The organism is Novosphingobium sediminicola (assembly GCF_014196525.1).
GTDB lineage: Bacteria > Pseudomonadota > Alphaproteobacteria > Sphingomonadales > Sphingomonadaceae > Novosphingobium > Novosphingobium sediminicola.
Window position 1 is genome coordinate 93,978 of sequence record NZ_JACIDX010000002.1, and the last position, 20,341, is coordinate 114,318.

Genomic DNA, 20,341 nt, shown 5'->3' on the forward strand with positions numbered 1-20,341 from the left:
TGTGACCTTTTAGCCCTTGCCTGCATAGCGGTCGGTCGCACGGATCAACTGATCCAGAATGCCCGGTTCTGAATAGGCATGGCCCGCCCCCTCGATCAGGTGAAAGTCCGCCTCCGGCCATGCCTTGTGCAGCGCCCAGGCGTAATGGGCCGGGCATGGCATGTCATAGCGGCCATGGACGATGGTGCCGGGAATATGGCGCAGCCGATCGGCATCGCGCAGCAATTGCCCCGGCTCCAGCCAGCAGTCATGGACGAAATAATGCGTTTCCAGCCGAGCGAAGGCCAGTGCGAAATGGCCATCGTCATGCTGGGCCGACATGGAAGGATCAGGCAGCAGCGTGATCGTCTCGCCCTCATACAGGCTCCACGCGCGGGCCGCCTCTATCTGTTCTTCGGGCGAACCTGTGGTCAGGCGGCGATGATACGAGCGAAGGACATTGCCGCGCTCCTCCTCGGAGAGAGGCGCGATGAGGCGTTCGTATTTGTCGGGAAAAATCTGCGAAACGCCGAATTGATAGAACCAGTCCAGCTCTGGCCGCGAACACATATAGATGCCGCGCAGGATCAGCTCGCTGACCCGCTCTGGATGCGTCTGGGCATAGGCCAGCGCCAGCGTCGAGCCCCATGACCCGCCAAACACCAGCCATTGCTCGGCCCCGACCAATTCCCTCAAGCGTTCGATGTCGGCCACCAGATGCCATGTCGTGTTCGCCTCCAGCCCGGCATGGGGCGTAGAGCGTCCACAGCCGCGCTGGTCAAACAGGATGACATCGTAAAGCGCCGGATCGAACAATTGCCGATGCGCCGGACCAATCCCGCCCCCCGGCCCGCCATGCAGAAACACCGCCGGTTTGGCCCCCGGCGTGCCGCAGCGCTCGTAATAGACGGCATGGCCTTCGCCGGTGTCGAGCATACCGGTGGCATAGGGTTCGATGGGGGGATAAAGCGTTCGAAGCATGAGCTTATTGTGCGCGATGGCGGGCCGAATGGAAAGAGGCCGCTCCTTTATGCAAATTTCACGCCGCCGCCCCCAGCTTCGCGTGGAAGCTTAACGCGCAGGAAGCGCAAGGGAGAGCCTGCTCTGTAGCGGGAAACATGCCCTGCCCATTTTGACCAAACCATTGGAGGTTTCGATGACCGACCTCGTCTGGCTCGCCGTTCTGGCGGGCCTCACTTTGCTTTCCCTCGCCTTTCTGCGCCTGACCGAGCGCGCCTGACCATCAAGGAAACGGCCATGACCCTTCCGCTCTGCCTTGCCGCGCTGACGGCGCTGGGGCTGCTCGCCTATCTGGTGGTCGCGCTTTTGCGGCCCGAAAAGTTCTAGAAAGGAAACACCCGTGACCACTGGCATGACCATGTCCGGCTGGGGCCTGATCCTCATTTTCACCGCGCTGGTGGCGCTGCTGGCAAAGCCGGTGGGCCGATGGCTCTTTGCGCTTTATGAAGGGCGCGACACTCCCCTGCACCGCCTGCTCGGCCCGGTTGAACGCGGGTTTTACCGCGCATCGGGCATTGACCCGGCGCGCGAACAGGGCTGGCTGGCCTATGGGTTGCATATGCTGGCCTTTCAGGTGGTGCTGACGCTGTTCACCTATGCGATCCTGCGCTTGCAGGGCGTGCTGCCGATGAACCCCCGCGGACTGGCGGGCATTGGCACGGATGGCGCGATGAACACCGCCATCGCCTTCGTCACCAACACCAACTGGCAATGGTATGCAGGCGAAAGCGTGCTCTCAAACTTCAGCCAGATGGTGGGCCTGACGATCCACAACTTCCTTTCCGCCGCCACAGGCATCGCCATCGCCTTTGCCCTGTTTCGCGGTTTTGCCCGCCATGAGGCCAGGACGGTCGGCAATTTCTGGGCCGACTGCACCCGCGTCACGCTCTATCTGCTGCTGCCGCTTTGCGTGGTCTACGCGCTGTTTCTGGTGGCCTGCGGCGTGCCGCAAACCTTGGCCAGTCTGGTCGAGGCCCATACGCTGGAGGGCGCGAAACAGGTCATCGTGCTGGGACCTGTGGCATCGCAAGAAGCGATCAAGATGCTGGGCACCAATGGCGGCGGTTTCTACAACGCCAATTCGGCCCATCCTTTCGAAAACCCAACCGCGCTGACAAATTTCGTCCAGATGCTCTCGATTTTCGCCATCGGGTCGGGGCTGACATGGTGCTTTGGCCGGGCGGTGGGCAACACGCGCCAAGGCTGGGCGATCCTTTGCGCGATGCTGATCCTGTTCGTGGCGGGCGCGGGTATCGCCTATTGGCAGGAGGCCGATGGCGCCACTCTGGCCATGGCGGGCGGCCATATGGAGGGCAAGGAAGTGCGCTTCGGCATCGCCGCCAGCGCCCTGTTCTCCGCCGTCACCACCGCGGCCAGTTGCGGCGCGGTCAACGCCATGCACGACAGCTTCACCGCGATCGGCGGCCTGATCCCGATCTTCAACATGCAGCTTGGCGAGATCGTCATCGGCGGCGTGGGTTCGGGGATCTACGGCTTCCTGCTGTTTGCGCTGCTGGCGGTGTTCGTGGCCGGGCTGATGGTGGGGCGCACCCCAGAATATGTTGGCAAGAAGATCGAGGCCCGCGAGGTCAAGCTGGCCGTGCTGGCGATTGCCGTGCTGCCGCTCTCGATCCTTGGGTTTACCGCGCTGGCCGCCGTGCTGCCCGCCGGTTTGGCCGGACCGCTCAACAAAGGTCCGCATGGGTTTTCCGAGATCCTCTACGCTTTCTCCTCGGCCACGGCCAACAATGGTTCGGCTTTTGCGGGCCTCAGCGCTGGCACGCCGTTCTATAACGGCCTGCTGGGCGTGGCGATGTGGGTCGGGCGCTTCTTTGTCATCATCCCCGTGCTGGCCATCGCGGGCAGCCTTGCCGCCAAGCGGCACACCCCCGCCACCGCCGGTTCGTTTCCCACCACCGGGGCTTTGTGGGTCGGCCTGCTGATCGGGGTGATCCTGATCCTTGGCGGCCTCACCTTCCTGCCCAGCCTCGCGCTTGGCCCGATTGCCGATCAGGTGTCGGTGCTGGCGCATACCGGTTTTTGAGCCATACCGCTTTCTAAAGGACGATAGAGATGTCCACCCCCCAATCCATGTTTGCGCCCGAACTGGTGCTGCCCGCGATGCGCGATGCCTTGCGCAAACTGGCCCCGCGCGAGCTTATCGGCAATCCGGTGCTGTTTACCACGGCGGTCGTCGCCACGCTGCTGACTGTCCTGCTGGTCATCGGCGATGGCGGCCTGTCGCTGGGCTTTCAACTGCAATTGATCGCCTGGCTCTGGCTGACGGTTCTGTTCGGCACTTTTGCCGAGGCGCTGGCCGAAGGGCGGGGCCGGGCGCAGGCGGCCTCGCTGCGCGCCGCCAAATCCGATCTGGTCGCCCGCCTGCCCGATGGCCGCATGATCCCGGCCAGCCAGTTGCAGCGCGGCGACGAGGTGATCGTGGAAACCGGCGACCTGATCCCGGCCGATGGCGAGGTGATCGAGGGCGTGGCCAGCGTCAACGAGGCCGCCATCACCGGCGAGAGCGCCCCCGTCATCCGCGAGGCGGGCGGCGACCGCAGCGCCGTCACCGCCGGCACCCGCGTCATTTCCGACCACATCCGCGTGCGGGTGACGCAGGAGCCGGGGCAAGGCTTTCTCGACCGCATGATCGCGCTGGTCGAAGGCGCACAGCGGCAAAAGACCCCCAATGAGATCGCGTTGACGATCCTGCTGGTGGGGCTGACCATCATCTTCCTGATCGCGGTGTCCACCATCCCGGCCTTTGCCCATTATGCGGGGGGCGGCGTGCCGGTGGCGGTGCTGGCGGCGCTGCTCATCACGCTCATCCCCACCACGATTGCCGCGCTGCTCTCGGCCATCGGCATTGCCGGGATGGACCGGCTGGTGCGCTTCAACGTGCTGGCCAAATCGGGCCGCGCGGTCGAGGCGGCGGGCGATATCGACGTGCTGCTGCTCGACAAGACCGGGACGATCACCGTGGGCGACCGGGCGGCCTGCGAGTTCCGCCCCCTGACCGGCGTGCCGATGGAACGCCTTGCGCAGGCCGCGCTGCTGGCCAGTCTGGCCGATGAAACGCCGGAGGGGCGCTCAATAGTGGTGCTGGCCCGCGCCGCCAATCTGGCGCAGGGCGCCCTGCCCGAGGATGCGCAGATCATCCCCTTTACCGCGCAGACCCGCCTGTCGGGCATCCGCACCGCGCAAAGCCTGATCCAGAAGGGGGCGGTGGATTCGCTGCTGCGCGCCCATCCCGATGCCGCGCAGAGCCCCGCCGCCGCCGATATGCGTCGCATCGCCGATGACATCGCCCGCCTTGGCCAGACGCCGCTGGGCGTGGCGGAAAATGGCCGCCTGCTGGGGGTGGTTGCGCTCAAAGACATCATCAAATCGGGCGTGCGCGACCGCTTTGCCCAATTGCGCCAGATGGGCATCCGCACCGTGATGATCACTGGCGACAATCCCCTCACCGCCGCCGCCATCGCCGCCGAGGCAGGCGTCGACGATTTCCTGGCCGAAGCCACGCCTGAGGACAAGCTGGCCCTGATCCGCCATGAGCAGCAGGGCGGGCGTCTGGTGGCCATGTGCGGCGACGGCACCAATGACGCGCCCGCTCTGGCGCAGGCCGATGTGGGCGTGGCGATGAACACCGGCACGCAGGCCGCGCGCGAAGCGGGCAATATGGTCGATCTGGACTCCGACCCGACCAAGCTGATCGAGATCGTGGGTCTGGGCAAACAATTGCTGATGACGCGCGGGGCGCTGACCACCTTCAGCGTGGCCAATGATGTGGCCAAATATTTCGCCATCATCCCGGCCATGTTTGTCGTGCTCTACCCCGGGCTTGGCGCGCTCAACGTGATGGGGCTGGCCAGCCCGCAAAGCGCGATCCTTTCGGCTATCATCTTCAACGCGCTGATCATTCCGGCTTTGGTACCGCTGGCGCTGCGGGGCGTGACCTATCGCCCGATGGGCGCGGGACCGATGCTGGCGCGCAATCTGGCGATCTATGGGCTGGGCGGGCTGATCGCGCCCTTTGTCGGCATCAAGGCGATCGACCTTGCCGTTGCCGCGCTCAATCTGGCCTGAGGGAGATAACCCATGCTCAAGACTTTTGCTTCCGCCCTGCGCCCCGCTCTGGTGATGACCGGCGGTTTTGCCCTGCTACTGGGCGGGGCCTATCCTTTGGCCATCACCGCCGCCGCGCAGGCCCTTTTCCCGCATCAGGCCAATGGCAGCCTGATCGAGCGCAACGGGCGGGTGATCGGCTCGGAATTGCTGGCGCAGGGCTTTGCCGCGCCCGCCTATTTCCACCCCCGCCCTTCCGCCGCCAATTATGACGCCAGCGCTTCGGCAGGCTCCAACCTTGGCCCTGCATCGGCGGCGCTGGCCCAGCGCATCGCCAAGGATGCCGCCGCCCTGCGCGCCCAAGGCTATCCCGACGTCCCACCTGCAATGGTGACCACCTCCGCCTCGGGGCTCGACCCCCATATCAGCCCCGAGGCGGCCCTTTTGCAGGCACCCCGCGTGGCGCAGGCGCGCCATATGCCCGTGGCCCGCGTCGAGGCGCTGGTGCGCGCCGCCATCGAAACGCCGCTGGCGGGCGTGCTGGGCGAAAACCGGGTCAATGTACTGCGGCTCAATCTGGCTCTCGACGCAGCGGGGCATGCGGGAGCATGATGGCGCATGAACACGATCCGCCCCGATCCCGACGCCCTGCTGCGCACGATAGACAGACAGGATAGCACGCGGGGCCGCCTCAAGCTCTTCCTTGGGGCAGCCCCGGGCGTTGGCAAGACCTATGAGATGCTGATGCAGGCCGCACGCCGCCGCGATGCGGGCGAGGATGTGGTGATCGGCGTGATCGAAACCCATGGCCGCGCCGAAACCGAACAGCGCGCGGCCGGATTTGAGATCATCCCCCGCCGCGCCATCGACCATCGCGGCCAGACCCTGCATGAGATGGACCTCGACGCCATTATCGCGCGCCGCCCCGCCCTCGTGCTGATCGACGAACTGGCCCATACCAACGCCCCCGGCTGCCGCCATGACAAGCGCTGGCAGGATGTCGAGGAAGTGCTGAACGCGGGGATCGACGTTTACTCGACCCTCAATGTCCAGCATCTGGAAAGCCTCAACGATGTGGTGGCCTCCTTTGCCCGGCTGCACGTGCGCGAGACCCTGCCCGACCGGGTGCTGGACCATGCCGAGATCGAGGTGGTGGACATTCCCCCCGGCGAACTGATCGAACGGCTGAAAGCGGGCAAGGTCTATGTGCCGCAGGAGGCGAGCCGAGCGCTGGCGCATTTCTTTTCCCATTCCAATCTGACGGCCCTGCGCGAACTGGCGCTGCGCCGCGCGGCGCAGGCGGTCGATGCGCAAATGCTCGATTACCTGCGCGCCCATGCGCTTGAGGGAACATGGGCGGCGGGCGAGCGTCTGTTGGTGGCCGTGGGCGCGGATGCCGGGGCGCAGGAGGTGGTGCGCGCGGGCAAGAGGCTGGCGGATTCCCTTTCGGCGCCCTGGACGGCGGTGCATATCGAAACCGGCCCGGCCTCCCCCAACCTCGCCTCGCCCGCACCGTCATCGCGCGAGGAGCTGTCCGCCGCGCTTCATCTCGCCTCGCAATTGGGGGCGCAGGTGGCGACCATTCCGGCAGGGGGGCTGCCCGAAGGGCTGGCCCATATGGCGGCGGATTTGCGCGCCACAATCCTCGTGTTGGGTCAGGGCAGGCGGCGGGGTCTGTTCCGGCGGGAGGCCCTGTCGGCGCAACTGGCGGCTTTGGGGCTTGGCGCGGCCATGCATATTGTGCCCTGCGCGGCCGCGCCCCGCCGACCGACGGCGGGCCGCGATGGAGAGTTCGATCTGGCCGCTTGGCTGTTCCCGCCCGGCCTGCTGATTTCGGGCGCGCTGATCGCCTGCGTCACTTTGGCGGGGGTGCTGTTTTCCGCGCTGGGCAGCGTGACCAATATCGCGCTGCTCTATCTGTTGCCGGTGATGCTGGCGGCCACGCGCTATGGATTGTGGACGGGGATCGTGACGGGGCTGATCTCCTCGCTCGCGTATAATTTCTTCTTCATCCCCCCGATCCACACTTTCACCATCGCCGATCCGCAGAACCTGATCACAGTGGTGGTGCTGCTGGCGGTAGTTCTGGTGGTCAGCCACATGGCGGGGCGTTTGCGCGATACGGCGATGCTGTCGCGGGCCAGCGCGGTGCGATCCAGCGCGCTGGCGGGATTTGCGCGGCAATTGACCGGGATCGGCGCGGCGGGCGAACTGGGGCGCGTGCTGTGCGAGGAAGGCGCGGGGCTGCTGGGGTGCTATACGGTGCTGCTGATGCCGCATGACGGCGCCCTTGCCCAGATCGCGGCCATTCCGCAGGAGATCACCCTGCAAGCGCTGGACCGGGTGGTGGCGCAATGGTCCTTTGACAATCGCAAGCCCGCCGGGCGTGGGTCCGACACGCTTTCGGCGGCGGAATGGTTGTTCCTGCCGGTCGAGGCCGGGGGCAAGGCGCTGGCCGTGCTGGGCGTGGCGCATCCCGATGCGGCGCAGCCGGTGCGGGCCGATCTTTTGCCCATGCTGACCAGCTTTCTCGATCAGGCGGGCCTTGCGCTGGACCGTATCCGGCTGGAGGCCGAACGCGGCCATATGCGGCGGCTTGAGGAGCGCGATGCCTTGCGCGCCGCCCTGCTCTCCTCGGTCAGCCATGATCTGCGCACGCCGCTTACGGCGGTGGTTGGCCTGCTCGGCGATCTGACGCCTGCCGATCCCGAACAGGAGCGCGTGCTGAACCTCGCCCGCGCCGAGGCCGAGCGGCTGCAACGCTTCGTCGCCAATCTGCTCGACATGGTGCGGATCGAGACGGGCGCGGTCGAACTGCATCCCGAGCCGGTCGATCTGGCCGAGGCGGTCGGCAGCGCCGCGCATGATCTGCGCCGCTTGCTGGGGCAAAGGAGCCTGGCCGTGGATATAGCCGCCGATCTGCCCCTCGTGCGGCTTGATCCGCGCTTGCTGCACCATTGCCTGATAAACCTGATCGAGAATGCAGCCCATTACAGCCCCGCCGCCACGCCCATCCGCATAGAGGTGCGCGCCGATGCCGACGGGCTGGATCTGGCGGTAATCGACGAAGGCCCCGGATTGCCGCCGGGCAGCGAGACCCGCGTGTTCGAAACCTTCACCCGCCTCGAAGGATCGGACCGCAAGGGCGGCACAGGGCTTGGCCTGGCCATCGTCAAGGGCTTTGCCGAAGCGATGGGATTGCAGGTCCGTGCGGCCAATCGCGCGGATGGCAAGGGGGCCCGTTTTACGCTGCGCATGCCCGGCGGATTGCTATGGAAGGAAAATGACAGGTCATGACCGCGCCCGGAAAACTGGCTAAAATTCTGGTGGTGGACGATGAAATGGCGATCCGCCGCCTGTTGCGAGGCAGCCTGTCGCGGGCGGGCATGGATGTGGTGGAAGCCGCCAATGCGCGCGAGGCGCTGGCCGCGCTGGATATCGACAAGCCTGATCTGGTGCTGCTCGATCTGGGCCTGCCCGACCGGGACGGGCAGGAGCTGATCGGGCCGGTCAAGGCGAGCCGGGCGGCGCTGCTGGTCGTCTCGGCCCGCGATGCCACGGCGCAAAAGGTGGCTGCGCTTGATCTGGGCGCTGATGATTATGTCACCAAACCCTTCGATACGGATGAAGTCCTCGCCCGTGTGCGGGTCGCCCTGCGCAATCGGCTGCTGGCCGACAATACCGCGCCGATGGTGTGTTTTGGGGTGGTGGAGGTCGATCTGGCGGCCCGCATCGTGCGGCGCGATGGAGCAGAGGTGCATCTTAGCCCCAAGGAATATGGCTTTCTGGCCGAACTGGCGCGTTATCCGGGGCGGGTTGTATCACATGCCGCAATCCTGCGCGCGGTATGGGGGCCCGGACAGGAGCAGGCGGTGGAATATCTGCGCGTGGCCGCGCGCGGGCTGCGGCGCAAGCTGGAGGATGTTCCGGTCGAACAGAGTGTTATCCGCAACGAACCGGGCGTGGGCTATCGGCTAATGCTCTGATCCGCGCCGGCAAAGCCCGCCTGCTCCTCCTCCGGCTGGGGGGGGATATAGACCCCTTGTGCCGGAAGCGGCGGCCTGAACGTCGAAAGGATGTGATACGGTAAGTGCCTCGCCGGGACGGGGCATTGCGGCGACCGAACGGATAGCCAGGACGGCTCAATCCTCCTCAACCGGGCGGGCAAGATGCAGCGCATGATCGCGCACATCCCCCGGCCATCCCTCCATCGCCGTGGCCAACGCGGCCATGTCATCGGCAAACAACGCCCGGCTCACCGCCTCGAAATCGAGGAAATCGCCCGCCAGCGCCGCCATGAAGCGATAGGCCCGTTCATGAGCAAGGCGGGTCGCGGTTCGCCCCTTATCCTCCTTGCGCGCCTGTTCGACCAGACGGCGCAGGGCCTGCGATGCCCCGCCCGGCTGCTGGGCCAGCCAGTCCCAATGGCGCGGCAGCAGGGTAACTTCGCGCGCGACCACCCCCAGCTTGGGACGGCCGCGTTTGCGCGCCTCCGGCCGGGCGCCCTGATAGGCGGCCAGTCTGGAGATGATTTGCGCCGTTGTGCCGCGCAGGTCGATGTCGATCTGTGCCCCGGTGGCATCGTCAAAGATCAGGATCGGGGCCTGCGCCCCCTCCATCCGCGCGTTCACGGCCAGCGCCACATCGGCCAGATCGCCGGCGGCCAGCCTCTGTCCGCCGACAAAGGCGGTGCAAGGCATCGAAAGGGGGTGATCCAAAGCATTTTCCATCATTATGCCCTGATGAATTATTTAGACTTGCGGGTCAATATATCCGGGTAATATAAAGAGGGCCTGCATAGGAAAGGAACCACAATGACGGGACAAAGCAGGCGCAACGCCGTGGCGGCCTATAAGGATCGCAAGGTCGAGGCGGGCATCTATGCCCTGCGCTGCGCTGCGTCGGGCCAGTTATGGATCGGCAAGGCCCCCGACCTCTCCACCATCAAGAACCGCCTGTGGTTTACCCTGCGTCAGGGCGGCAATCCCCATCGCAGCCTGCAGGAGGCATGGACGCTCCACGGCGCCGAGGCCTTCACCTTTGAGGTGGTGGAATGCATGAAGGAGGAAGATCTGCGGTTCGGCCGCGACCGGGCACTAAAAGGCCGCCTCGATCATTGGCTGGCCATATGGGGCGGAACGGCGATCTGAGCGGGGCGATCAGCCGCCTGCCGCCTTGGCTTTGCCCCTGCGCGCGTCCACATCGGCAGCGCTGTCGCTGGCGAAATAGATGTCGCGTGCCTCGTTGATGAAGCCGATCATCAGATCGTGGACACGCAGGCCATCGCGCCGCTCAAAGGCATAGAGCAGATCGAGCGTCAGTTCGACCACCAGCTTCTGCGCGCCCGGATCGATCACCGTGCGGCGGCGCACGATCAACACCTGATCGACAAAGCGCTGGATCGAGGCCGCCATTCGCTTGTTGGGCACAACGTCCAGCCAGACCTGCCGAAACTGGCTGTTGGCATCCATCAGCCCTTCGGTATCGCCCGCAGCCTGCGCCGCAGCGGCCAGTTCGTAGGCCTTGCGCAGGGCGACCAGATGCTCGGCCTCCAGCAGCGGGCAGGCCGATCCCGCCGCTCTGGGCTCCAGTTGCAGGCGGACCTCGAAAATCTCGGCTACATCCTGATCCGACAATTGCGGCAGGGCAAAGCCCCGCGTCGTGCCCACCAGATAGCCTTCATGGACCAGAAGGAGCAGAGCCTGACGCGCGGGCATGCGCGAAACGCCGAATTCGGCCGCGATGGCGGTATCGACGATCCTTTCGCCATCCTTGATTTCGCCGCGCTGGATGCGTTTCAGAACCGTCTGATAAATGTCCGGGCTGCCGGATGAGGGGGTCACCGGAACAATTTTGTCAGACGTGCTCATGCGCTTCACCCTTAAAACTGAATTCGGATTGCACCTCTGCTCCGCGCTGTCCAGCCTATTTTCACCCAAATTCCGATCATAAAGGCGGCATCATCTGCATCAGATCGGTGGAGCGGACATACCAGCCCGGCCCCTGCATCCGCCCGACAAGCTGCATCGCGGGCGTATCGAGATGCCCTCTTTCGGCATCAATCACCAACCGATCCGCCACATGCATCACCGCAACCCGCGCCAGCACGATGGTCAGATCCGGCCCCATCTCGATCAGATGGGCCGTGCGGCATTCGAAACTGACCGGGGCGCTGGCGATGCGCGGCGGCGCGACAGCATCGGACGGCAACCAGTCAATCCCGCAATGCGCCAGTTCATCAACCTGCGGCGCGAAATCGCGGGCGGTCTCATTCATCGCCGCCGCATCCGCCACGCTGACCAGATTGACCACCAGTTCGCCCGTGGCCGCGATATTGGCCAGCGTGTCCTTGGCCGTCCCATCGGCGCGAAATTGCAACCCAAGCGCGAGAATGGGAGGCGAGGCCCCCATCATGTTGAATGAGCTGAAGGGCGCAGCATTGCGCAGGCCATCTTTGCCCACCGTGGTCACCCATGCAATCGGGCGCGGCGTCACCGAGGATGTCATCAGGCGATAGCGGTGGGCGGCGGAAAGCTCATCCATTTCAAACCGCATGGTCGAACGCTCCCTGCCTGCTGTATAAAGTCATGGTTTTCATCGCGAAATGCCCACTGCCCCCATCAAAGGAGGGGAATTGCGCGCGGTCGGCCTTCATCTCTTCCCGCACCGGCGAATGCAGCGCATGCTCCAGCGCGGCCTCATCGTCGAACAGGATACGGTTGCGCTGAAAATGCGCCTCGCGCGGCCAGTCCAGATCATCGATCCATTCGACAGGCGTATAGATTTCGAGGCTGCGCAAACCGGGAAAGCGGGTCATGACCGGCGCGTGATCGGCCAGATAATGTCGGTGCCAAGTGTTGGTATCGCGCGGCTGCCCCCAATAATGGACCATATAGGCGCAGCCTGTCGCCGTGCGCCCAGCCTCAGGCACAACAAAGCTGCGGCAGACCATCGCCTGATGGCGCAAGGAAACACCATGCCCCAAAGCTTCAGGCAGGCGGACCAAAGCCCCATTTGCCCCCGCTTCCAGATCCTCCAGCCGGTCGTAATAGAGTTGCAGCATCCCAACCGGCGCCGGGCCATCGTCGTAATAAAGATCACGCGCGCCCGCAGGCTCCATCGCCACCGCATAAATCAGCCCTTCAATCGCCCCCAATAGCCGGGCGACGCGCTTTACGTCCATGGCCCAGCCCCCCTCGCCCGCCATCGCGGTCAGGAAATGGCAAAAGCCCGTCATACGCCCGCCTCCAGCGCGCCCGCATACCACAGGGCCGTGCCATCGCGGCCCGCCTCCTGCCGCAAACAAACGGATTGGCCATCGACAAGCCCCGCATCGACAAAGGCGATGATCCGCAACCCGCAGTCCAGACTCACTGTCCCGATCCGCAAGGGCAGATCACCGGCAAAACCCGGCTCCAGACTGCGATGCACAATGGCGCTGACGATCAACCGCCCCTCGCCCGTTTCCTCCACCGGCCCCAACGCATCGGCCAGACAGGCACGGCACAGCGCACGCGGAGGATATTGCCGCGCCCCGCATTGGGCGCAACCTTGCAAGGTGATGGTCATGCCCGCCCCTCCAGAACAGCCGCCGCCGTGGCCAGACAGCGGTCATAGGTGACCATGCCATAGCCGCTGGCCAGCGCCAGACGGGCGCCCGGCACCCGGCGCCCCAGCGTTTGGCCGGTTATTTGCCGCAAAGCCTCGACCACCGGCAGGAATCCCCCCGCCGCTCCGGCCTGACCGCAGGAAAGCTGACCGCCCGACGTGTTGACCGGCAAAGCGCCCTCGATAGTCAGCGAGTTATGTCGCAAAAACTGCGCCGCCTCGCCCTTGGCGCAAAAGCCCAAATCTTCCAGTTGCATCGCCACGATGACCGGATAATCATCATAGACCTCCAGACAATCCATCGCCTCCGGTCCGACACCGGCTTGCGCATAAAGGCTGTCGCGGTCCATCGCCCAACCCGCCCGCACCGCCACCGGCTCGTCGAAATAGGCATTGTGGCGCTCAATGCTGCCCCGGATCACGGCATGGGGCAGTCCCAGCCCCCGCGCCCTTTCCTCGCTCATCACCAGAAAGGCCTCGGCCCCCGCGCATGGCATCACGCAATCGAACAGATGCAGCGGCTCAACAATGGCCGGGGCGGCCAGATATTGCTCAAGGTTGAGCGCCTTGCCCCCTAGCAGAGCGTTGGGATTGCCTGCTGCATTGGATCGCTGCGCGGTGGCGATCGCCCCGAAATCGGCCCGCGTCGCGCCAAAACGCGCCATGTAATGCGCGGTAATCAAAGCAAACATGCCATTAGGCCCCGGCGCGCCATAGGGCCGCACCGCCGAATCGGAAAAATGGCTGAAATTGCTGACCAGTTCGGCAAAACTGGCGGGATTGGCGGTGTCCGCACCGATGCAGGCGACAATCGAAGCATCGCCCGCCTGAACCGCGCGGGCCGCGCGGCGCAGCGCCATCACCCCGCTGGCCCCGCCCGTGGGCAGCCATTCGATCCAGCGCGGGGCCATGTCGAAATGCTCGGTCATGGCGATGGTCGTATCCGGCCCCATGGTGAAGGAGGACAGCGCCAGACCATCCACCTCCTGCTTGGTTATGCCCGCCGCCGCAGTCACATCATGCAGCGCTCGCCCGACCCACCAATGGGCGGGTTTGTCGCTGTGGCGAACATAGCGCACCGTGGTGGGCGCCACGACGGCCACTCCGTCGAAAGGCTGCACCGGCATCAGCCTGCCACCGCGCGAACAGCACGCGCCACCTGATAGCCCGCCGCCTCGCGGTCCCACGCATCGGGGGTAACGCCCATGTCGCGCAGGCGGAATTTCTGGACCTTGCCATTTTCCGTGGTCGGCAGCGTATCGGCAAAGCGCAGGTAACGCGGAACCGAAAAATAGGTCATGCGCGGCTGACAGAAATCGAGCAGCGCCTCGGGCGAGAGCGCCATCCCCTCGCGCAGGACGAGCGAGGCCATCACCTCATCCTCGCCATGCTCGCTGGGCACCGGATAGACCGCCGCGATGGCGATGGCGGGATGGGACAGCAGCACCTGCTCGACCTCGAAGGCGGAAATATTCTCGCCACGACGCCGGATCGCGTCCTTGATCCGATCCATGAAATAGAAACGCCCCTCCGCATCGCGCCACACGCGATCGCCGGTATGCAGCCACAGATTGCGCCATGAGGCCGCCGTTTGCGACGGCATCTCATGATAACCGGCCGCAAAGGCATGAGGATGGCCGGCGCGCAGCAGCAATTCGCCCGGTGTGCCATCGGGCAGCGGGTTGTCGTCCTCATCGGCCACGATGGCCTCATAGCCGGGGCGCACCTGGCCCATGCAGCCGGGCAGAGGATCACCCCCGCCGATCACGAAATTGCTCTCCGTTGCGCCATAGCCGTCGATCAGCGCCATGCCATAGCGCCCGGCAAAGGCGGCGTGGAACTGGGCCGGAACGCCGGGGGCCAACGCACGGCGCACCCTGTGGGCGGCGTCATCGGGCTGATCCGGGGTGGCCAGCAGGATCGACACCATCGCGCCCAGCAGATAGGTCACCGTTGCGCCATGCCGGGCCAATGCAGCGCTGAAACCGCTGGCCGAAAAGCGGTCCATCACCACCAGCCGCGATCCTGAAAGCAGCGCCTGAAAGAAGGCCCCCAGCGCATTGACATGAAATAGCGGCAACGTGGTGAGCAGCACATCCTCGGCCTCGATCTCCAGCACATCGATGCTGTTGAGGCCCCACCAGAAGAATTGCGCCTGAGGGCAGCAGACGCCCTTGGAAGGCCCGGTGGTGCCCGAAGTATAGATGATCATTGCGGTATGGGCCGGGCCGGTGGGCGCAGACTCACGCGGCACGCCAGGTTCGGGCACGGGGATCAGCGCCCATTCTCCGGCGGTTTTCGGCAAGGCATCCTCGCCGCGTGCGGGCAGCACCCAGATCGCCTCCAGCGCCAGATCAGCGCTCGGAACATAGGCCATGGCCTGCGCGACATCAGCCTCCAGCACCAGCAGGCGCGCGCCGCTATTGGCCAGAATATGCTGTAATTGCGCCCCACGCGCGGCGCGGTTGATCGGCACCGCAATCGCGCCCAGCCAGATAGTACCCAGCAGCATATCGAAAAATTCCAGTCGGTTGCCGCAAAGCAGAGCCACCCGGTCGCCTAGTTCGATCCCCGCCTTGGCCAGCCTTGCCGCGCTGCGCCCGGCGCGGTCAGCAAGATCGCGGGCGGACAGGACTGCCCCGTCGATCAGCAGCAGAGGCGTATCGCCCGCCGTCTCGCAGCGGCGCAACAGCATGGAGATAATGGTACGCTGATCCGGCGCAAAGGCATCGATCAATCGCGATGCCCGTGGAGAGAATTGCGCGGGAAATTGTAGTGTCGACATTGAAACTTCCTGAAAAATCGGGAGAGCATGGGCCGTCGGTGCGGCCCTTTTCAAAGAATGGTGAGAATGTCACCCAAAGGCCCTTCGGCGCCCAGCAGATCGACCCGCTTGCGCCGGATCAGCAGGCGCGCGCCATCAAAAGACAGGACATGGGTGACGCGGGCGTGAAAGGTCGTCTGGGCCGAGGGCGTCCATTGCCCCACCATCAGGCAGGAGCGGACGATGACATCCTCCGAGCCCGGATCGACCGGGCCAAGCCGGATATTGCCCACATGATGCACCGAACGCACACCGGGAGCGAGCGAAGAGGCATCATCATTTTTCAGTCGCTCCAGACGAATCCGGCGCAACAAGGCCGTGTCATAGATCAGCGAGACTTCTTCGAGCGAATCGCTCTGATCAGCGCGCGCGGGCAGCCAGTAGGTCCCTTCAGGATCGAACAGAGCGCCCCAACTATCCCAGTCGCGCCGGTCGAGCATCGCGGCTTCCTCAAACAGGAAGCCGGTGACGCGTTCGAGCAGATCGGCCCGTGTCATGCAGCCTCCATCAGATCGAGCCATGCCTGAAACTGGCCGCGAAACAGCGCGTCGCTGGTGCCCGGCACCTCGGTCGCGCCATCGGGGCCCGGCGGCGCGAGATCGCCATAGCGGCCCAGTTCAACCCACTCAGGCTGTCCGGCCTTAAGCCCGGCCTGCATCCGGCGATAGATTTCGTGATCGTCCGGCCCCACCATGCCCGCCGAACTGTTGACCAGAGTGGAATAGGCAATGGTGCGATGGAAGGTCGAAGGCGGCGCGCCTTTCAGCCGGAAATGCCATGTCTCGATGATCGTGCGATCCACCGCCAAGGGGCGCACCACGCGCAGCAACTGCACAGGCGCCTTGAGCATCAGGCTGGGATAGGCAATGGAATTGTTGCGGCTGACCGAGAGGATCTGGCGTGCTCGCTCCTCGCCATGGCCGTCGACCATCGCGCGCCAATAGGCGTCATCCTCGGCATAGGCGGAATGGATGCTGGCCTTGCCGCCCAGATCGGCATGGCCATGGGGCATCACCCGCGCGCCCATTTCGTCGAAGAAATCATAGCTGGCCGAAAAGGGCGCCAAGGCCTGGAGCTCGAAATGCAGCGCCTCGTCGCCTTGGGGCAATTGCGCCGCCACCGCCCGCGCGGGGCGCGCCGCCGACATATGCACCACCATCGGATGCAGCGCGTCGAGCGTGTTTTCCATGAAGAACTTCCAGTTGCAGGCATGATCATAGCGCAACACGCCGCCCGCCACCTCGATCTCGCCAAGCGGGGCGCGATCGATGAAATTGTCGAGCGAACCCGCCATCGGGCCAAGCCATTCCTCCAGCGACGGCCCATCCGCCGCCAGACGGCCGAACACGAACCCGCGATAGGATGCGAAACCGGGCAGCGCCGCCATGCCATAATCACAGGCGCCGGGCTTGACCGGACGCTCGCCATAGCCCTTTTGCGCGGGGACCGTGCGCAGCGCGCCGTCCAGACCATAGATCCAGCCGTGATAGCCGCAGCGGATCGCCTTCATCTGGCCCCCGCCATCGGGCACGAGCTGCGCACCTTTATGAGCGCAGCGGTTGTAGAAGCCGCGCAGAACGCCATCCTTGCCCCGCAGCATCAGAACCGGTTCGCGCCCGATATGGGTGGCGTAATAGTCACCGGCGGCGCAGGCCTGCGATTCATGGCCGAGAAAGACCCATGCGCGGCCAAAAACGCGCTGCATTTCCAGCTCGAAAATCTCCGGATCGACATAAACCGATCCGTGAACGCGCATAGACTGAATTCTATTTCTCAGATCCACCTGCGACACAACCTTTCGTTTTCAACGTCGAATCCCTGTGCGATGAACCGTGAGGCGGGGGCATCGCAATGGAGTCGAGAAATTCAATTATTATACTGATATAAAATATTATTTTTATAGATTAAGCCCACCTTTGATCGGCATGACAGATCGCGAGCGATTTCGCGGAGCGGCCTGAGTCCCCGCTCTGATATTTCAAGCTTGATAGATCGCGCGGTTTGATGCAAGCTAAAACTGCATTCAGTTTAATCCCACCCCATTTCCCACGGAGGCATGCGGCGAGGCGAAGCGCAATGTCTGGTATGCACCTTTACGCAACCGGCCAGAGCAAAGCCCGCACACCCCGATCAGGCCTGCGCCCCGCAAGGCGCCAAGGAGGATGTTCTTGACGATGCCTTTCCCGCCCGAATCCCGCCTGCGGTCTGGCCGCCCGTGGTATTGCCGGCCCCGGCTGATCATCTGGATCTGTTGGTTCGGCCTCTTTTCCGAAGGCTATGATATGGGCGTGTTGGGCGCTGTGCTGCCCGGTCTGCTCAATGATCCGGCCTGGCATCTGGGGCCGACCTCGGCCAGCCTGCTGGCCAGCGCCGCGATGGCAGGCATGTTCTTTGGCGGATATGGCTTTGGCGTGCTGAGCGATCGCTTTGGCCGCAAGGCCTGCTTCATCGCCTGCCTGACGCTGTTTTCGATCACCAGCGCGGCAGCGGCGGCCGCGCCAACCCCGCTGTTCTTTGCCGCCATGCGCTTTCTGGCCGGGATCGGCATTGGCGGGATCGTGCCGGTAGCCGCCGCCTTTGCCTGCGAATTTGCCCCGCGCGGAAAGATCAATCGCGAATTTGCCATCATGTATTCCGGCTATTCGCTGGGCATCTTTGCCGCCGCGCTCGCCTCCTTCTTCCTGCTGCAAAACGCGGGCTGGCGGCCGATCGTGGCACTGGGCGCCGCGCCGCTCGTGCTGTTGCCCGCCATCCTGTGGCTTTTGCCGGAATCGGCGGCCTATCTGATGGGCAAGGGACAGAATGAAAAAGCGGACGCCATCGCCCGTCGCTATGGTCTCGATCCGGCGGATCTGGCTCCACCGCCCGCCGAGGGCGCGATCAAACCCGGCGTGCGGGCATTGTTTGCCGATGGCCATGCGCGCGCCACGCTGGGCTTCTGGCTGACCACCTTTACCGGCATGATCCTCGTCTATGGGCTGAACACGTGGCTGCCCCAGATCATGCGCGCCTCGGGCTATGACCTTGGCCCCAGCATCATGTTTCTGGGCGTTTTTGCACTGGCCTCCTCGGTGGGCGGCATCATGCTGGGCCGTTTGGCCGACCGTCATGGCCGCGCCCCGATCATCGTGGCCGCCTTTTGCGGCGGAGCGGTGGCCATCCTGCTGCTTTCCCACAAATGGCCGCTGATGATGACCTATGGCATCGTGGCGGCGGCAGGCGTCGGCACGGTGTCGGCCGCCGTGATGGTGACCAGCTATCTGTCCCAATATTTCAGCCCGACCCTGCGCGCCACGGCCGTGGGCAGTTGCCTCAGCTTTTCGCGCATGGGCTCGATCTGCGGGCCGCTGCTAGGCGGGATGATCGCGACCTATCAACTGGATATGGCGTGGAATTTCATTGGCTTTGCCGCTGTTGCCGCGCTTTCGGCGTTGGCCATCGCGCTGGTGCCCAGGCAAGAGGGGGAAGCCGGGGCCGTGGCGGCCTGCGCGGCCTGACCGGTGTTATAAAAAAGGCGCCGCTCCCGGTGAGAGCGGCGCCTTTGCGGCCCTAGAACAGATCCATTACGCTAGGGCAGCGCGGACATAATCCTTCATCCGGCGCAGCTCGGTCACCGAATCCGCCCCGGCATATTCATATTCCAGCATCGCGGGAATGGCCCAGCCATGGCGCGCGATCATCCGCACCACATCGCGGATGGGTGTGTCGCCCTGGCCAAAAACGGTATTGGCCCCCTCGTGCAATTTGCGATCCTTGAGATGGATGCTGACGATCTTTTCGTGATGTTTTTCCAGAAAAGCGGGCGCATCGAAACCGGCCGCAACAAAATGGCCGATGTCGAAATTGATCCGATAGAAGGGCGACATGGCCAGCCCCTTCTCGAAACTTTCGGGCGTGGCGAACTGGTTGGGGTCATGCAGGTTGGAATGGCCGTGGAGGCCCAGAATGACGCGATGGCGCGCGGCAAAGGGCGCGGTGCGCTCGGCCATTTTAAGCGTGGTCGAGGCGGTCATGATCCGCGTGCCCAAGGCGCGGGTCATGGCAAAGCCGCGCTCGACCTCGGCATCGGTGCAATCCTCCTTCAGGCCAAAGTTGAACGCCTGTACCGCAATCCCGGCGGCGCGAAAGCGCGCGCCGATGGCCGCAAAATACGACATGGGCGTATTCAGGCGCCACGCGCGCACCTGTTCGCGCACCTGCTGGGCCGATGCGGGCTTAGGCCCTTCGGGCGGGCGGCCATAAAGCGAAGCCTCGGTCGGTTTGCCCGCCACAATCGCCCATGGCGCATCAAGCGAAAAGGCGGACGGCTGAATGGTCGGCTCGAACAATTCCACGCTGGAAAGACCCACTGCGCGGCAACCCGCGATCATCTTGTCGATCATATCGCCGGGGGTCTGCAACATATCCCGAAAGCTGTAGGTCTGAACCCCCAGTTGCAGCTTTGCGGCCGAACGGCGCGATGCCGCAAATGCCGGAGCGCCCATGCCCAGCAAAGCAGCGCCCAAACCGAATTCACGTCGCGACAACTTCATGATTGACCTCTCTGACAGCCTCTTGATTTGCGGTGAAACTGTATGCCGTTTCGCCCATCCGGCGCAAGGGTGATTTTGTAAAACATTTTTTGTTTTTCACACCCATCCTCGCTGCGGAATTCGCAGAAATTCGCCATAGAATCAGAATTTCCAAAGCCTGCCCGCTAAATCCTATGCCTCCCATCGGCGCCAACCCATGCTGCCGCTCTTCCTGAACTGCACCTTTGGCCTTCGCAATATGGCGCATAAGTGCATTCACTTTAACCTTGAAATTTCTCCTCCCGAAAAATATGACCATCCCATTGCCGAGACG

20 protein-coding genes are annotated in these 20,341 nt (G+C 64.3%); 8 read left to right on the forward strand and 12 right to left on the reverse strand.

Going from position 1 to position 20,341, the window contains the following annotated elements:
• Positions 1-9: 9 nt before the first annotated feature.
• A complete protein-coding gene (gene pip / locus GGR38_RS03045) occupies positions 10-960 on the reverse strand; it encodes a prolyl aminopeptidase (RefSeq protein ID WP_183622531.1) in 951 nt (316 codons plus the stop codon).
• Positions 961-1,236: 276 nt separating this feature from the next.
• Between pip and kdpF the strand changes: the two genes are divergently transcribed.
• Genes kdpF through GGR38_RS03075 form a run of 6 tightly spaced genes read left to right on the forward strand, consistent with a single transcriptional unit; the run spans position 1,237 to position 9,050 of the window.
• Positions 1,237-1,326: a K(+)-transporting ATPase subunit F gene (gene kdpF, locus GGR38_RS03050; protein ID WP_172339910.1), complete on the forward strand. Its 90-nt coding sequence runs from the start codon at positions 1,237-1,239 to the stop codon at positions 1,324-1,326.
• Positions 1,327-1,351: 25 nt separating this feature from the next.
• Positions 1,352-3,043: a potassium-transporting ATPase subunit KdpA gene (gene kdpA, locus GGR38_RS03055; protein ID WP_183623003.1), complete on the forward strand. Its 1,692-nt coding sequence runs from the start codon at positions 1,352-1,354 to the stop codon at positions 3,041-3,043.
• A gap of 29 nt (positions 3,044-3,072) precedes the next feature.
• The gene (gene kdpB / locus GGR38_RS03060) at positions 3,073-5,085 is read left to right on the forward strand and encodes a potassium-transporting ATPase subunit KdpB (protein ID WP_183622533.1); all 2,013 of its coding nucleotides are present in this window, start codon (positions 3,073-3,075) and stop codon (positions 5,083-5,085) included.
• 12 nt (positions 5,086-5,097) lie between these two features.
• Positions 5,098-5,676 carry a potassium-transporting ATPase subunit KdpC gene (gene kdpC, locus GGR38_RS03065; protein WP_183622535.1) on the forward strand — a complete coding sequence of 193 codons (579 nt, stop codon included), beginning with the start codon at positions 5,098-5,100 and terminating at the stop codon, positions 5,674-5,676.
• A gap of 6 nt (positions 5,677-5,682) precedes the next feature.
• Positions 5,683-8,361 (forward strand): sensor histidine kinase, encoded by a 2,679-nt coding sequence (locus tag GGR38_RS03070; protein WP_183622537.1) that lies wholly within the window; start codon positions 5,683-5,685, stop codon positions 8,359-8,361.
• On the forward strand, positions 8,358-9,050 hold the full coding sequence (locus GGR38_RS03075; protein ID WP_183622539.1) for a response regulator: 693 nt from the start codon (positions 8,358-8,360) through the stop codon (positions 9,048-9,050). The genes GGR38_RS03070 and GGR38_RS03075 overlap by 4 nt, the downstream gene beginning before the upstream one ends.
• 156 nt (positions 9,051-9,206) lie before the next feature.
• Here GGR38_RS03075 and GGR38_RS03080 read toward each other — a convergent pair whose 3' ends face one another.
• On the reverse strand, positions 9,207-9,782 hold the full coding sequence (locus GGR38_RS03080; protein WP_246404203.1) for a DUF2239 family protein: 576 nt from the start codon (positions 9,780-9,782) through the stop codon (positions 9,207-9,209).
• A 96-nt stretch (positions 9,783-9,878) separates the two neighbouring features.
• On the opposite strand from GGR38_RS03080, the gene GGR38_RS03085 reads away from it, so the two are divergent.
• Positions 9,879-10,214 carry a GIY-YIG nuclease family protein gene (locus GGR38_RS03085; RefSeq protein WP_183622543.1) on the forward strand — a complete coding sequence of 112 codons (336 nt, stop codon included), beginning with the start codon at positions 9,879-9,881 and terminating at the stop codon, positions 10,212-10,214.
• Between the two features lie 9 nt (positions 10,215-10,223).
• Here the strand turns inward: GGR38_RS03085 and GGR38_RS03090 are convergent, their stop codons facing one another.
• The 8 genes from GGR38_RS03090 to GGR38_RS03125 all read right to left on the reverse strand — a co-directional run bounded on the left by GGR38_RS03090 (position 10,224) and on the right by GGR38_RS03125 (position 17,252).
• Positions 10,224-10,934 (reverse strand): GntR family transcriptional regulator, encoded by a 711-nt coding sequence (locus GGR38_RS03090; RefSeq protein ID WP_183622545.1) that lies wholly within the window; start codon positions 10,932-10,934, stop codon positions 10,224-10,226.
• 76 nt (positions 10,935-11,010) lie between these two features.
• Positions 11,011-11,619 carry a flavin reductase family protein gene (locus GGR38_RS03095; protein ID WP_183622547.1) on the reverse strand — a complete coding sequence of 203 codons (609 nt, stop codon included), beginning with the start codon at positions 11,617-11,619 and terminating at the stop codon, positions 11,011-11,013.
• Complete coding sequence (locus GGR38_RS03100) at positions 11,609-12,301, reverse strand: EthD family reductase (protein WP_183622549.1); 693 nt, start codon at positions 12,299-12,301, stop codon at positions 11,609-11,611. Before GGR38_RS03100 ends, GGR38_RS03095 begins: the two co-directional genes overlap by 11 nt.
• Entirely contained in the window at positions 12,298-12,633 is a 336-nt protein-coding gene (locus GGR38_RS03105; RefSeq protein ID WP_183622551.1) for a Zn-ribbon domain-containing OB-fold protein, read from the reverse strand. The genes GGR38_RS03100 and GGR38_RS03105 overlap by 4 nt, the downstream gene beginning before the upstream one ends.
• Complete coding sequence (locus tag GGR38_RS03110) at positions 12,630-13,799, reverse strand: thiolase family protein (protein WP_183622553.1); 1,170 nt, start codon at positions 13,797-13,799, stop codon at positions 12,630-12,632. Before GGR38_RS03110 ends, GGR38_RS03105 begins: the two co-directional genes overlap by 4 nt.
• Positions 13,799-15,457, reverse strand: a complete 1,659-nt coding sequence (locus GGR38_RS03115) for an ATP-dependent acyl-CoA ligase (RefSeq protein ID WP_183622555.1) — start codon at positions 15,455-15,457, stop codon at positions 13,799-13,801. Before GGR38_RS03115 ends, GGR38_RS03110 begins: the two co-directional genes overlap by 1 nt.
• 50 nt (positions 15,458-15,507) lie before the next feature.
• Positions 15,508-15,993 carry an aromatic-ring-hydroxylating dioxygenase subunit beta gene (locus GGR38_RS03120; protein WP_183622558.1) on the reverse strand — a complete coding sequence of 162 codons (486 nt, stop codon included), beginning with the start codon at positions 15,991-15,993 and terminating at the stop codon, positions 15,508-15,510.
• The gene (locus tag GGR38_RS03125) at positions 15,990-17,252 is read right to left on the reverse strand and encodes an aromatic ring-hydroxylating oxygenase subunit alpha (protein WP_183622560.1); all 1,263 of its coding nucleotides are present in this window, start codon (positions 17,250-17,252) and stop codon (positions 15,990-15,992) included. The genes GGR38_RS03120 and GGR38_RS03125 overlap by 4 nt, the downstream gene beginning before the upstream one ends.
• Before the next feature lie 418 nt (positions 17,253-17,670).
• Here GGR38_RS03125 and GGR38_RS03130 point away from each other — a divergent pair, with 418 nt between their 5' ends.
• Positions 17,671-18,993: an MFS transporter gene (locus GGR38_RS03130; RefSeq protein ID WP_246404218.1), complete on the forward strand. Its 1,323-nt coding sequence runs from the start codon at positions 17,671-17,673 to the stop codon at positions 18,991-18,993.
• Between the two features lie 66 nt (positions 18,994-19,059).
• Here the strand turns inward: GGR38_RS03130 and GGR38_RS03135 are convergent, their stop codons facing one another.
• On the reverse strand, positions 19,060-20,028 hold the full coding sequence (locus tag GGR38_RS03135; RefSeq protein WP_183622565.1) for a sugar phosphate isomerase/epimerase family protein: 969 nt from the start codon (positions 20,026-20,028) through the stop codon (positions 19,060-19,062).
• Positions 20,009-20,275 (reverse strand): hypothetical protein, encoded by a 267-nt coding sequence (locus GGR38_RS03140; protein WP_183622567.1) that lies wholly within the window; start codon positions 20,273-20,275, stop codon positions 20,009-20,011. The genes GGR38_RS03135 and GGR38_RS03140 overlap by 20 nt, the downstream gene beginning before the upstream one ends.
• Positions 20,276-20,341 lie beyond the last annotated feature (66 nt).

Bases quoted from the DNA above. Each gene is read 5' to 3' on its own strand.
- GGR38_RS03135 (WP_183622565.1), bottom strand. From the start codon at position 20,028: ATGAAGTTGTCGCGACGTGAATTCGGTTTGGGCGCTGCTTTGCTGGGC.
- kdpB (WP_183622533.1), top strand. From the start codon at position 3,073: ATGTCCACCCCCCAATCCATGTTTGCGCCCGAACTGGTGCTGCCCGCG.
- GGR38_RS03075 (WP_183622539.1), top strand. From the start codon at position 8,358: ATGACCGCGCCCGGAAAACTGGCTAAAATTCTGGTGGTGGACGATGAA.
- kdpC (WP_183622535.1), top strand. From the start codon at position 5,098: ATGCTCAAGACTTTTGCTTCCGCCCTGCGCCCCGCTCTGGTGATGACC.
- kdpF (WP_172339910.1), top strand. From the start codon at position 1,237: ATGACCCTTCCGCTCTGCCTTGCCGCGCTGACGGCGCTGGGGCTGCTC.
- GGR38_RS03090 (WP_183622545.1), bottom strand. From the start codon at position 10,934: ATGAGCACGTCTGACAAAATTGTTCCGGTGACCCCCTCATCCGGCAGC.
- GGR38_RS03125 (WP_183622560.1), bottom strand. From the start codon at position 17,252: ATGCGCGTTCACGGATCGGTTTATGTCGATCCGGAGATTTTCGAGCTG.
- GGR38_RS03085 (WP_183622543.1), top strand. From the start codon at position 9,879: ATGACGGGACAAAGCAGGCGCAACGCCGTGGCGGCCTATAAGGATCGC.
- GGR38_RS03070 (WP_183622537.1), top strand. From the start codon at position 5,683: ATGAACACGATCCGCCCCGATCCCGACGCCCTGCTGCGCACGATAGAC.
- GGR38_RS03095 (WP_183622547.1), bottom strand. From the start codon at position 11,619: ATGCGGTTTGAAATGGATGAGCTTTCCGCCGCCCACCGCTATCGCCTG.
- GGR38_RS03130 (WP_246404218.1), top strand. From the start codon at position 17,671: ATGCCTTTCCCGCCCGAATCCCGCCTGCGGTCTGGCCGCCCGTGGTAT.
- GGR38_RS03140 (WP_183622567.1), bottom strand. From the start codon at position 20,275: ATGCGCCATATTGCGAAGGCCAAAGGTGCAGTTCAGGAAGAGCGGCAG.
- pip (WP_183622531.1), bottom strand. From the start codon at position 960: ATGCTTCGAACGCTTTATCCCCCCATCGAACCCTATGCCACCGGTATG.
- kdpA (WP_183623003.1), top strand. From the start codon at position 1,352: ATGACCATGTCCGGCTGGGGCCTGATCCTCATTTTCACCGCGCTGGTG.
- GGR38_RS03110 (WP_183622553.1), bottom strand. From the start codon at position 13,799: ATGCCGGTGCAGCCTTTCGACGGAGTGGCCGTCGTGGCGCCCACCACG.
- GGR38_RS03105 (WP_183622551.1), bottom strand. From the start codon at position 12,633: ATGACCATCACCTTGCAAGGTTGCGCCCAATGCGGGGCGCGGCAATAT.
- GGR38_RS03100 (WP_183622549.1), bottom strand. From the start codon at position 12,301: ATGACGGGCTTTTGCCATTTCCTGACCGCGATGGCGGGCGAGGGGGGC.
- GGR38_RS03115 (WP_183622555.1), bottom strand. From the start codon at position 15,457: ATGTCGACACTACAATTTCCCGCGCAATTCTCTCCACGGGCATCGCGA.
- GGR38_RS03120 (WP_183622558.1), bottom strand. From the start codon at position 15,993: ATGACACGGGCCGATCTGCTCGAACGCGTCACCGGCTTCCTGTTTGAG.